At 38.9% G+C, this 12997-nt stretch carries 13 protein-coding genes; 12 read left to right on the top strand and 1 reads right to left on the bottom strand.

Going from position 1 to position 12997, the window contains the following annotated elements:
* Positions 1-6: 6 nt before the first annotated feature.
* Positions 7-435 carry a type IV pilus modification PilV family protein gene (locus AC4E8C_RS17640; protein ID WP_490207965.1) on the bottom strand — a complete coding sequence of 143 codons (429 nt, stop codon included), beginning with the start codon at positions 433-435 and terminating at the stop codon, positions 7-9.
* 245 nt (positions 436-680) lie between these two features.
* Here AC4E8C_RS17640 and AC4E8C_RS17635 point away from each other — a divergent pair, with 245 nt between their 5' ends.
* The 12 genes from AC4E8C_RS17635 (at position 681) to AC4E8C_RS17580 (ending at position 12985) form a co-directional block, all read left to right on the top strand.
* Positions 681-1700 (top strand): hypothetical protein, encoded by a 1020-nt coding sequence (locus tag AC4E8C_RS17635; RefSeq protein WP_490207964.1) that lies wholly within the window; start codon positions 681-683, stop codon positions 1698-1700.
* 28 nt (positions 1701-1728) lie between these two features.
* On the top strand, positions 1729-3042 hold the full coding sequence (locus tag AC4E8C_RS17630) for a G5 domain-containing protein (protein ID WP_490207963.1): 1314 nt from the start codon (positions 1729-1731) through the stop codon (positions 3040-3042).
* Between the two features lie 16 nt (positions 3043-3058).
* Positions 3059-4723 carry a GspE/PulE family protein gene (locus AC4E8C_RS17625; protein ID WP_490207962.1) on the top strand — a complete coding sequence of 555 codons (1665 nt, stop codon included), beginning with the start codon at positions 3059-3061 and terminating at the stop codon, positions 4721-4723.
* 10 nt (positions 4724-4733) lie between these two features.
* Positions 4734-5786: a type IV pilus twitching motility protein PilT gene (locus AC4E8C_RS17620; RefSeq protein WP_490207961.1), complete on the top strand. Its 1053-nt coding sequence runs from the start codon at positions 4734-4736 to the stop codon at positions 5784-5786.
* Positions 5779-6984 carry a type II secretion system F family protein gene (locus AC4E8C_RS17615; RefSeq protein ID WP_490207960.1) on the top strand — a complete coding sequence of 402 codons (1206 nt, stop codon included), beginning with the start codon at positions 5779-5781 and terminating at the stop codon, positions 6982-6984. Before AC4E8C_RS17620 ends, AC4E8C_RS17615 begins: the two co-directional genes overlap by 8 nt.
* Positions 6985-7127: 143 nt before the next feature.
* Positions 7128-7550 carry a prepilin-type N-terminal cleavage/methylation domain-containing protein gene (locus AC4E8C_RS17610; RefSeq protein WP_490207959.1) on the top strand — a complete coding sequence of 141 codons (423 nt, stop codon included), beginning with the start codon at positions 7128-7130 and terminating at the stop codon, positions 7548-7550.
* Positions 7550-8305 (top strand): prepilin peptidase, encoded by a 756-nt coding sequence (locus AC4E8C_RS17605; RefSeq protein ID WP_490207958.1) that lies wholly within the window; start codon positions 7550-7552, stop codon positions 8303-8305. The genes AC4E8C_RS17610 and AC4E8C_RS17605 overlap by 1 nt, the downstream gene beginning before the upstream one ends.
* Before the next feature lie 16 nt (positions 8306-8321).
* On the top strand, positions 8322-9305 hold the full coding sequence (pilM, locus tag AC4E8C_RS17600) for a type IV pilus biogenesis protein PilM (RefSeq protein ID WP_490207957.1): 984 nt from the start codon (positions 8322-8324) through the stop codon (positions 9303-9305).
* A complete protein-coding gene (locus AC4E8C_RS17595; protein ID WP_490207956.1) occupies positions 9305-10210 on the top strand; it encodes a PilN domain-containing protein in 906 nt (301 codons plus the stop codon). The genes pilM and AC4E8C_RS17595 overlap by 1 nt, the downstream gene beginning before the upstream one ends.
* Positions 10207-10992 carry a pilus assembly protein PilO gene (locus AC4E8C_RS17590; RefSeq protein ID WP_490207955.1) on the top strand — a complete coding sequence of 262 codons (786 nt, stop codon included), beginning with the start codon at positions 10207-10209 and terminating at the stop codon, positions 10990-10992. The genes AC4E8C_RS17595 and AC4E8C_RS17590 overlap by 4 nt, the downstream gene beginning before the upstream one ends.
* Before the next feature lie 132 nt (positions 10993-11124).
* Positions 11125-12195, top strand: a complete 1071-nt coding sequence (locus tag AC4E8C_RS17585; protein WP_490207954.1) for an SPOR domain-containing protein — start codon at positions 11125-11127, stop codon at positions 12193-12195.
* 211 nt (positions 12196-12406) lie between these two features.
* Positions 12407-12985: a Maf family protein gene (locus tag AC4E8C_RS17580; protein WP_490207953.1), complete on the top strand. Its 579-nt coding sequence runs from the start codon at positions 12407-12409 to the stop codon at positions 12983-12985.
* The last annotated feature ends 12 nt before the right edge of the window (positions 12986-12997 follow it).

Genomic DNA, 12997 nt, shown 5'->3' with positions numbered 1-12997 from the left:
ATCTCCTTACTTTATTTTAACGTAACCGTAAGTTTGACTTACAACAGAATCTCGTTTATCCAATTTATACAATTTAACATTTATGAGATGCGTGTTATAAATACTCGACCGACTACTTGGATTTATTTTAATAGTTATTTTTACAAAAAAGTCCCCTTTAGTAGTTTCAAAAAGATAGTTATCTCCCTCAATTTGTTTATACTCAGGGATAATTAGTACATCAGGGGTATTAAAAAAGTCATCCAATTCTTTCTTCTTTTGCCAGTCGAGCAGAATATCCTTTGCAGTATTAATACTTTGAGTCTTTACATGGTTTTGGGTATTCAGGAGTCCCATTTGTGGAAAAAATTTCATAGTTGTTAAAAGTATAATAGAAAGTATAACAATTGATAAAAGTACCTCTATTAACGTAACCCCTTTTTCATTTTGATTCATGATCACCTTAACCGTCCCTTCAGGGGAAATATCAATTTCTACTAATTTAATCATATAGAAATAAAAATTATTAGTAAGTTTTACCCATAAATGATTCCAGTTCTTTTAAAATACTCAATTGTATTATACAATATTTAGTAGACGAATTTTGTCTAATTTTAGAAGATAACAATAAAAAATATAACTGTTTGAAGTAAAATGTAGTTTAATAGTACTAAACATTAATAAAAAGGCGGAGTGAATGGATGCAGTCAATGATATGGGCCTTAGGTTCTATGCTTGTACTAACGTTAATAATATCTTTTTTACCTTTGGGATACACCCTTAAGGGGAAGTTCCTAGTTGTATTAGCTAGTTTTTTAGTGGCGCTTGGAGGACTAGCTGCAGTGTCGACTTTTCCTTTATGGCAAACAGCATTAATCATTTTGGCGCTCGTCTTTTTTGTTGCCTACTTTATGAATAGTCGTTTGGGATCGTTCCTTAATAAGGAGAATTCAGGACCTGAGCAAGTAATAGATGAAGATTTACATGACTTTAACCTTAAGCACGAAAAAGAAAGCATAGAAGATAGTAATTTGCTTGTAATGGATGATAATTTATTAGTAAGTACTGCCGCTACTATTCATTTAGAAAAGGATCTATTACCGATAAACTCTGATATGGAAGAAAACATTAATGTTGAAGAACTTCTAGTACTACCTGAAAAAGAAAGTGAAGTAGAGGTATCTCAACAATTAGTAGAAGATATACAGCAAGAAGATGGCTATTTGGCGGAACATGAAAGTTTACTTGAAGCTGAAGAAAAGACAGTCCTAATAGCTGAAAATGTATTTGAAGAAAATGACGAATTACCTCTTATTATGGTAAATAAGAAAATAAACAGTAACAGCGAACCTGATACAATTGATGAGGACCTTTCATTTCTAACCGAAAGAGATCATGAAATAGAAGTAGTCGAAAATATGGAAATAGACACAAAGCAAGAAATTGGTTATTTATCGGAACTTGAAAGTTTACTTGAATTTGAAGAACAAGAAGAAATTAAAGAAGAAACAGGATTATTGGAGGAAGATGACGTTCTTGAAGTAATGAATGTAATCCCAACCATTAATGAGGAAGAGAGAGATGCTGCCCCATTCGCTGACGAAGATTTCTTGGACGACGACTTATTCGACTTTCTACTTGCTGAAAAAGAAGCCGCAGTTGATCGTGAAGAATTATTGGAAGAAACCAATACGAAAAAAAAGGTTAGCTTGCAAAAATAACTTTTAGTGGTTTAGGGAGGCAAATATATTGGGTAAGAATCAGCAAATGATAAAATTATTTGTTGTATTGTTTTTCAGTACAGCATTTATCTTTAGCTTTTCTCATTTTGGCGCAAGAGCCTATGAAAATATAAAAAATGCCGATGGGAAATTTTCCACGGGTACGACGATTGGAACATTGGATGTTACAGGGAAAACAGAAGATGAAGCTAAAAGCTTGTTGGAGAAAGGTTATGTCACATGGCTTAAAGATACTTCCATCCAATTGCAGTACGGAGAAAAAACGGCTGCATTTGATTTAAATCAATTTCATATAGATTCACAACAAACTATTTCTTCTCTTAAAGATGGACAAAAAAATACTGCGTTCATAACAGTTGAGAAAGTACAGGTAGAAGAGCAAATAGAAATTTTATTTCCAGAAATTAAAACTAGCGATCTTGATCTAGATAAACTCATGAATCAATTAAATGAAACAGCATCACTATTTGAAGCAGGTGCACATAGTTTTAACCTTCATGATGAATTCTTGCTTGCAAGTAAGGTCAAGAAGGATGAGGTCTTAAATACGGCTGTGATTACCATGAAGGATGTCCCAACGGACTTGCAAACCGTTGTTCAGAAAAATCCTTCGATTGAGATACAGCCAGAATCGACATTTTCATTGTTAAAGTTTGCCGAGGAACATAAAATTACTAAAAGTAATGCCCTGAGTGCTATGGCTACTGGAATCTATCAAGCTATATTACCTTCTAATTTTTCAATAGATGAGAAGAATATTAGCAACACGCTTCCGGATTATGCAGCCTTAGGATATGAAGCCATGGTGAATCAAAGTAATAACGCTGATTTGGTGATAACCAATCCTAATAATGGTAAATATGTCCTTGAGATGAAACTAGAAAATAATCAATTAAAGGTAACCTTAAAAGGTGAAAAGTTCCTATACGGTTATAAAGTGAATGTGAAAGACGAACAAAAGTTACCGACAAAGACGATTGTTCAATATAGTCCGCAGATCCTTACAGGAAAAACAAAGGTTGAAACAATCGGGGCTGATGGATTAAGCATTAAGGTCTATAGAGATGTCTATCAAGGTGAAAGTTTTATAAAGAGTGAATTGATTTCAGAAGATTATTACCCACCCGTTTATCAAGTAGAATTACATGGTTTAGGAGGCAGTACGCAGACTACAACCCCTGCTGCTGGTTTAACAACAACTCAGACAGATAGTAGTAACCAACCTACAACTACGACCGATAATCAAAAAACCTCTACTACTGAAACAGGAGAAAATAGTGACAGTGACATATGGGGGAAACCTAATGAACAACCAAAATAAAAAGCAGGGATCATAAATGAGACAATCACGAAAAAAACTTGGTGATCTATTAATTGAAGAAGGATTAATTACACCTGAACAGCTTCAGTCAGCATTAGATGAAAAAGGTCCGAATCAAAAGCTGGGAGATGTTCTTTTACAAAGGGGCTATTTAACAGACCAACAATTAGTGGAAGTCCTTGAATATCAATTAGGTGTCCCGAGTATTAGTCTTTTCCAATACCCCTTTGATACAAGCCTTTTTTCACTTGTTTCAAAGGAAACAGCGCGGCGCAATTTGATTATTCCTTTAAAAAAAGAAGGAAATAAGCTTTTTGTTGCCATGGTAGACCCCATGGATTTTATCGTCATCGATGATTTGCGCTTATCAACTGGATTCCAAATTGAACCAGCCATTGCAACAAAAGAAGATGTCTTGCGGGCGATTAATAAATATTACAATATCGATGAGGGATTAGAAGAATTATTTGATGAACTTCCAGCTAATGAGCGCGGCGGCAGGGAAGACGATTTTACTGACCAGGATTCACCAATCGTTCGTTTGGTGAATTTGCTTTTAACCAATGCCGTGATTCAAAAGGCGAGTGATATTCATATTGACCCCCATGAGACGAAGGTTGTTGTCCGTTACCGAGTGGACGGTGTTCTTAAAGTGGAACGGGTCTTACCTCGTCATATGTTAAGTGTGTTAACGGCCAGAATAAAGATTTTAGCGAATCTTGATATCACCGAACATCGGATCCCCCAAGATGGACGGATCAAATTTAATCTTGAATATCATCCGATTGACCTTCGTGTTTCGACCTTGCCAACCGTATACGGCGAGAAAATTGTTATGCGGCTTCTCGATATGGGAGCGGCCTTAAATGATTTAAGTAAAATTGGCTTTAACACACTCAATTTCAAACGGTTTAATGAATTAATTGAACAGCCGACAGGGATTGTCTTGATTACTGGGCCAACAGGTTCGGGTAAATCATCGACCCTTTATGCGGCGCTAAACAAATTAAACAGCGAACAAGTCAATATCATTACGATTGAAGATCCTGTTGAGTATCAGTTAGAGGGAATCAATCAAATACAAGTGAATCCCAATGTCGGGATGACCTTTGCGGCCGGTCTTCGTTCTATTCTCCGTCAAGATCCCAATATTATCATGGTGGGGGAAATCCGTGATAAAGAGACGGCAGAAATTGCCATCCGTGCCTCCCTAACAGGACACTTAGTATTGAGTACGTTACACACCAATGATTCATTGGGTACAGTTACAAGACTGGTTGATATGGGCGTAGAACCATTTATGATTGCCTCTTCAGTAACGGGCATTGTTGCCCAACGCTTAGTTCGTAAAGTTTGCCGTGATTGTGCTGAGGTGCAAGAACCAACCAAGCGGGAAATTGACATTTTCGCCAGACGGGGCATGAAAATAGATAAAATAACAAGGGGTAAAGGCTGTTCCTCTTGTAATATGACCGGTTATAAAGGAAGGATTGCCCTCCATGAAGTGCTTGTTTTAAGTGATGACATGCGGCGGGTGATTATGAATGATGATTCCTTCCAAAAGTTAAGAGAACTTGCTATCAAAAACAAAACTATTTTTTTAATTGATGATGGATTATTAAAAGTGAAACAAGGTTTAACAACAACCGAAGAAGTCTTACGTGTAGCTATTCTGGAGTAGGAGTAATGGGATGAAGAGTGAAAAAATTGACAATATACTACGTGCGGCCCTTGAGTTTAAAGCATCCGATATTCATTTAACAGTAGGAAGCGCTCCGGTCTTCCGTATAAACGGGGACATAAAACGATATGGGAAAGAAATACTGCTGCCAGCTGATACAGAAGAAATGGCGAGAGTAATTGTCCCAGAACATATGTGGGATTTATTTATCGAGAAAGGGGAGCTTGACTTCTCCTATGGCCTCCCAGGAGTTTCGCGTTTTCGTGTTAATGCCTATCATCAGCGGAAGAGTATTTCCATTGCCCTCAGGGTAGTAGCCTCTAAAACCCCAACCATCGAGGCGTTGGAATTACCAAATATCGTGGCTAAACTTGTGGAGAAACCGCAAGGGTTGATCCTTGTCACGGGACCAACAGGAAGCGGAAAATCTACCACACTTGCTTCGATGATTGATTATATGAACAGAACGATGCGCAAGCATATTATTACCTTGGAAGACCCAATCGAATATCTTCATAAACATGGCAATTCCATTATCGACCAGCGTGAAGTCGGTTTTGATACAAAATCGTATGCAAGCGGCTTAAAAGGGGCTTTACGCCAAGACCCAGATGTCATTCTTGTCGGTGAGATGCGGGACTTGGAAACGATGTCAATTGCAATCACGGCAGCAGAAACGGGTCACCTTGTGTTAGGAACCTTGCATACTTCGAGTGCACCATCAACGATTAACCGGATCATCGATGTGTTTCCATCCGCACAACAGCCGCAAATACGGGTGCAGCTTGCCTCTGTATTGGTCGGTGTAATTTCCCAGCGCTTGTTTCCGACAGCTGATAAAAAGGGGAGACGTGCTGCAACAGAAATTATGGTGAACAATCCGGCGATTGCCAATTTAATTAGAAATGAAAAGATCCATCAAATTGAAAGTACGATGCAAACCTCACGTGCCCAAGGAATGCACACGTTAGAAATGAGTATTAGAGATTTATTGGACCGGGGTATTATACAAAAAGATTCGGCCACTCAATATCTCCATGAAAAGATGATGCAAAATGGCTAGATTTAAATATGAAGGACGAAATCGGAACGGAAAAACACAGGGCACCATCAATGCAGCTTCACGACGAGAAGCAATGGTCAAGCTAAAAGAAGATGGCATCAGAGTTATCGAAATGAATGAAGTACCGGAAACCCTGATGACAATGGATATTACCCTAGGAAATCCAGTTAAACTGGAGCATTTTGTTATTTACCTAAGACAATTTTCTACCCTTTTGAAAGCTGGCGTTACGATCGTCGAAGCTACTTCCATTCTTGCTTTCCAAACTGAAAGTAAAGGCTTAAAAAAGGCATTAATGGCGATTGACCAAGAATTACGGGAAGGAAATCAATTTTCAGATGCTATTTCGAAACACAAGAAGATTTTCTCGCCTATGTTCATTAATATGGTAAAAGCAGGCGAAGTCAGTGGTAACATGGATGAAACACTTGAAAACCTAGCAGATGATTTTGAAAAACAACATTACACTAGGCAAAAGATCGTTTCTGCTTTAACCTATCCAGCCGTAATTGGCTTACTTGCGATTGGTGCAGTTATCTTTTTGCTAGTATCAGTAGTACCGACATTTGTGACCATGTTTGCGGATATGGGCGCAGAATTGCCATCTATTACAAAATTTGTGTTAGCCTCTAGTGAATTTATGCAAAAGTCTTGGTGGCTGGTTTTACTCATGGTCATTGTTCTTGTGCTATTTTTTGTCTATATTAAAAAAAATAAACAAACCAAATACTACTTGGATTATGCATTATTAAAAATGCCAATCTTCGGGAAAATGATGCAAAAAGCGGCATTAGCCCGAATGATGAGAACACTTAGCACGTTATTTTCAAGTTCTGTGCCGATTCTCCAAGCAATGTCGATCGTTGAAAAGGTTGTCGAAAATGAAGTGATTTCTAAAGTCATTCGCCAATCTAGAGATTCACTTGAAAAAGGACGGTCGATGACAGAGCCAATGACAAGTCACTGGGCCTTCCCGCCATTGGTAACGCAAATGATTTCAATCGGTGAGGGAACTGGGGCATTGGATGCGATGCTATCTAAAATTGCCGAATTCTATGAAAAGGAAGTAGAGCAATCTACTGACCGGCTTAAATCGTTAATTGAGCCAATCATGATCGTATTATTAGCAGGCGTTGTCGGTGTCATCGTCTTATCTATTATGATGCCGATGTTCTCCATGTTCGACCAAATGAGCTAAAAGTTTCAATTATAGCCTAGAATCTACAAAAATGTAAAATTTGGGACAAAATCTGCTAAAAATTATCTTTTCAATAGATGTCATTTATTGTATACTCATAGAGAAATAATACTAGGTTCATAGAACCACAAGGAGATGGAAAAATGGTAGAAAGCTTACGTTTAAAACTTAAAGAACAAAAAGGTTTTACGTTGATTGAATTATTAGCAGTTATTGTTATTTTGGGGATTATTGCGGCAATTGCGATTCCAGCAATTTCAAGTGTTATTAGTAAATCAGACGATAAGGCAACTGCACAAGAAGGAGTACAAATCATTAATGCAGCAAAGATGTATGTTGCAAATGAAAATGTAACGGTTAGTTCCACATTGGAAATAACTAATGCTAACCTAAAAAAATATCTTGAACGCTTTGATGCACCAGCCACCTTTACAGTTGTTGTAACTAAGGATGCAACAGGGACTTTCACCTATTCATTAAAAGGACACCCCGCTGTAGCTATTGCAAATACTACATCAGGAGCTACGGAAGCAACTGAGCAGCAACTTATTGCAGCAGCTAAGTAATGATTAACAGTCTAATTTTTATCTATGGTCTCCTCTTAGGCTCCTTCTACAACGTAGTGGGCCTGCGAGTACCATTAAAACAATCAATTGTAAAGCCAAGGTCGGCATGTCCGACCTGTGGCCATCAATTGAAACCATATGAACTTATTCCGGTAATTTCATATTTGCTACAAAAAGGGAAATGCCGCGGCTGTCAGTCGCGGATTTCTCCTATTTATCCGATTATGGAATTACTAACTGCACTTTTGTTTGTGACAGCACCTTTAGTTATTGGATGGTCTGGAGAATTATTAGTTGCACTATCACTAATATCGATGCTAATGATTATCGTTGTTTCCGATATTAACTATATGATCATCCCTGATAAAATTCTGATTTGGTTTGCAGGGATTTTTTTATTGGAACGGATTTTTTGGCCGCTTTCTCCTTGGTATGACAGCCTGATCGGAGCAGTTACCGGTTTTCTTCTTCTCTTTGTCATCATGTTCGTCAGCAAGGGCGGGATGGGCTTTGGCGACGTGAAACTATACGCCCTCCTAGGGTTTGTATTAGGCTTTAAACTTGTTCTTTTATCATTTTTCCTCTCTACCTTATATGGTGCAGTGATCGGCGGATTGGCACTGCTGCTTAAACTTGTTAAGAAGCGCCAGCCCATTCCCTTTGGACCCTTTATTGCCGCTGGAACTTTGACAGCTTATTTTTGGGGATATGACTTAATCAATTTATACTTACGTTTCCTTAATCAAGGATTATAATTAAGGGGTTTTTTAAATGGCTTTTTCCCTATTTACACCCAAAAACCGAATCATTAATCTGGTTTTAAATGACCATTCCATTCGTTTTGTCGAATTGAAACAAACTGATCCTCCATCTGCGCAAAGATGGAATGAACGTTTTCTCCCACCAGGGATTATTCATGATGGGAAAATTACGGATGCAGAGTCCTTAACAAGTATCTTGGAGGAATGTATCGATGAATGGAAGATGCGGAGACGATCGATTCGCTTTATCGTGCCTGATCCGCTTGTGATTATTAGAAAAGTCTCGATTCCTGTTGAAATTCAGGATGATGAAATAAAAGGATACTTGTATCTAGAGTTAGGATCAAGTATCCATTTACCTTTTGAAGAACCAGTGTTTGATTTTTATCCACTTTCAGATAATGAAAAAACGAGGGATCTCCTTCTTTTTGCGGCCCCAGAACAACAGGTCATGGAATATGCGGAGTTATTTTCCAGTCTTAAGCTAAATCCGGTGGCAGCTGATATATCACCGCTTGCTCTTTATCGTTTATACCATCAGCTAGGACAGGCTGATGAACCGGAAACGCTTTTTACAGTTCAATTCGATTTGACGAGTGTAAATTTGTGTATATTTGAAGGCAGTGTACCAGTGGTGATGCGCCCATTTGCACTACCATTTGATATGGATAAATGGGAGATTAAAAAGGACACCCTTGGCCTGATGACTTGTAAATTTACAGGTGAAGCAGATGAATTGGTGATCCAGTTTGAAGAGATATTCAGAGAGATTCTGAAACTAGTCGACTTTTATCGATATAGTCTAAATAATGAAAAACAAGATATTTCAAAGTTTCTTTTAAGTGGCGATCATCCCATGCTTTCAGCCATCATGGATGAAATGAGGGATCGCTTTGAGGTCCCAGTTGAATTGCTCGCTGTGGATGGTAAGTCAGGAAGCATACCGGCTAATTTAATCCTTCCATTAGGGCTCGCTTTGAAAGAGGTGCAATAATGTTAGTCGAAATTAACCTGCTTCCACAGAAAGAACCGAAAAAGTTTAGTTTTCTTATTACCATCTCAACTTTTCTAGTACTCTTTCTCTTAATCGGTGGCTTTTATTACTATCAAACTCAATCGATAAAAGATCAACTATCATCATTGGACAGCCAAATATCGATGACAAAGAAAGTTGCTCAAAAACAAGAAGAAAACAGTAAAACCGTAGAAGCAACGAACTCCGTCAGCCAATTAAAAAGCGCGATTGACTGGGCGAATGACTACCCAATTCAAACGATACCTGTTATGCGTCATCTAACTTCACTATTGCCAGAACGCGGTTTTATCCAAAGTTTTGGTTATACAGAAGCCGGGACCATAACATTAACCGTTCAGTTTGATAGTGCTCGAGAAGCGGCTTACTTTTTAGATAGTCTCAATGAGTCAAAGTGGATTTCTGAAGCCAGTCTAAGCTCGTTAGCGGCAGCGGCTCCAGCTGATTCGAGTACAGAGGCAGCAACAACAGCTCAAACGGCAACAACATCTGCTGCAACTACTCAAACAAATACAGCTAGTACAACAGTACAACCAAACACAGCAACGACAGCTCAAACGCCAACAGGGCAGGTTTCACCGACAACTGGGACAACTGCGAACAGCAGTAACTCAACAAGTACGACGACGAATCCTACAGTGAGTCAAAGTACAACTGCTAATCAAAGTACCACAACGAATACACAAACCAATAGTACGACAGGGAATACTACAACTGCGGCACCAAGCACGGCAGCCGGTACAAATACAGTCACAAATATTCTCCCTCGGTACACTGGTCAATTTGAAATAAAGCTCAATACAGAGTACGTCAAAAAAACGATAAAAAAGAGCAAAAAAGATGAGAAGGGAGTGACGGGTTCATGAAGCTTCAACTCTCAAAACGAGACAAACTGATTCTTGGAGTCGGCGCTCTTTTATTAGTGTTACTCATCGTTTATGCTCAATTTTTTTCTCTCTCGCCCTTAAAGTCAGATTTAGCAGCCAGGGAGCAATCCTTAACAAATGAACAAAAACTGCTCGATACGATCAGTCAAAAAAAGGCAGAAGACACAACCAAAACGGCAGAGGACACCAAGGAACTACAGAAGATATTACCTGTAAAGCCGCTTCAGGAACAAGTCATCCTAGATCTTGAAAAGGCAGAAACCCTCTCTAATAGTAAAATCAGCTCCATGGGGTTTACAAAGGATGCGGATGTGAATACGGCTGCAGAGCAGGCGAATGCGCAAACGACCAATGGTCAGCAACCTACGACAGATGCTTCCGCTAATCAAGCGGCAGCAACGGAACAACAACCAGCTAATGGCCAACAACCAGCCCAAGCTCAAACGGTTGCCCTAAAAAAGCTGACTGTATCACTAAGTGTCGAATCTCCAACCTATAAGGATTTCGAAAAGTTTATTGAAACGCTAGAATCCTTACAGCGGATTGTTGTGGTAGAATCGATTAGTTATTCAGGTGGTCAAGAGATTACTAGTTTGGATCAAGAAGCCAAGCCATTAACATACAGTTTGACGGTTTCCGCTTTCTACATGCCGACTTTAGCTGATCTTGCGGTACAACTGCCGAAGATTGATGCACCAGCGCCGGCTGGTAAGGATAATCCCTTAAGTCAATTTCCAGCGACAGCGACCACACAGCCTTAATAACAACATGACGAACTTACAAATAATTTGACGAAAGCATTCGATAACAAGACGACAAAAGTCTTGTTATTTTTTTTTGCCCTTGTGTTAGGATGAAGCCATTAGCTATCGGTAGAGAGAGGAGTACGATTAGTGGACAAGCCTAAAGGCGGCAATACAATTAAAATTAAATTAAACGGTGAACACACGACCTTTCAAGAAGAACCTACACAAGTAGAACCAAAAAGCGACACCAGTCCAAGAGTCATCAAAATAAATACAACGGAAGTAGATTCTGATGTGTTTTTAGAGTCAGCGGCAGCGAAGGAACCCATCGATGAAAGTTTTGATTGGATCATCCCGGAATCCTCCGAACAGGATATAGAGGAATTTAAAATTGTCAGTCATAAAAGTTCAAAAAAAAGCAGTCTTCCGAAAGTCGTCTCTTTTTCAAGTCATTCTAACAAGAAAAATGGTCGCCCATTTGGAAGCATTCTACTATCTTTTACCTTTGCCATTCTGATTGGGACAACCATTGGTGTTGTCATGTTGAAGTTGGTGATGACAGGACCTGCAGAGAAGACAGGAACAAGTACCCTGCCAACAACAGTTACGGAAGAAAAAAACGACCCGGACACCCAGGCATCCACAGGCACCTCGGCGGCAATCGGTCCGCTCTCCGTCAATGTCATCCAAGGCGGGCTGTTTACGTCGAAGGAGGGTGCCAAAGAAGTATCTACACAGTTACAAGCAAAAGGGCTGCCATCGCAAATATTCGAAATAAATGGTAAATACTTAATATTTTTAGGAATAGCCGATTCTATTGAAACCGCTAAATCTTTAAGCACACAATATAAAAATAATGGGGCCGAAGGAGCATTTGCCAAACCACTAGTAATTAATGAAAAGAAAGTTTCTACTCTCACAGATAAAGAAAAGACTTTTCTCGAATCAGTACCGTCCATCTATCAAACTCTTTCTTTAGCCACATCTAGTGCGCTAGTAACAAAAGCCATTCCTGAAGACGCTGTTAAAGCCATAAAAGAGATCGAAGCGCAATTAAAAGATAACAGTGTAAAAAACGAACAGGTTAAAAAAATAAAGACAGAATTAACAAGTGCTGATGAAAAGGTAAAGGAATATCAAAAATCAAAAGCTGCTAAAAGCATCACTCAAGCCCAGCAGCATTTATTGAACTTTTTGGCACTTTACAATGCTTTATAATCGACAAAACCCGATATTTTCTGGGAAATAGTCAATCCTGCCTAGCTTGTCTTATTAGAAGATAAGCTTTTTCATTTTTCAGAAAACATTACTTTGCATAATATGACAACTTTCTTCAAATTTTAAGCATATTAAAATTGTTTGCTTCTAACATTTCTGATACGATGAACATGTATCTCCCTATACAAATGTAAAAAGGTAAGGTGATGAAATGCAAGACCTCATTTTAGCCTCTTCTTCTCCACGGCGAAAAGAACTTCTAGAAAATCTCCACTTAACATTCACGATTTCAAGCAGTGAAGTTGATGAAAGCTTTGACCCAGCTCTTTCTCCGCAGGAAGTTGTGATGGAGTTGGCCGAACGAAAGGCTCAAACCGTTTTTACAAAAAACCAGCAGGCTTTCGTTATTGGTTCGGACACAATTGTGGTTGCGAACCAGCAAATATTAGGAAAACCTAAGGATGAAGCAGAAGCATTTAAGATGTTAAAAAGTTTATCTGGCCAACAGCATGAAGTATTTACTGGTGTGGCCATTGTATCACCAACGAATACGATCCGGTTTTATGAAAGAACGGAAGTATGGTTTTGGGAGTTAACCGACAAGGAAATTAACGCTTATGTGCAAAGTGGTGAACCGTTTGACAAAGCAGGAGCGTATGGCATTCAGCAGCTTGGAAGTATGCTCGTTAAAAAAATCCATGGAGACTATTTTGCGGTTGTCGGCCTGCCAGTTGCAAGAACAATCAGGGAACTGAAAAAGGCAGGCTACCATTTGCCGTATGAAACATGATTAACTCCCAAT

Source organism: Neobacillus sp. SRL179 (assembly GCF_984799095.1).
Note: the sequence above shows the minus strand (reverse complement) of the source record. Positions and strands in the feature narration are given on the sequence as shown.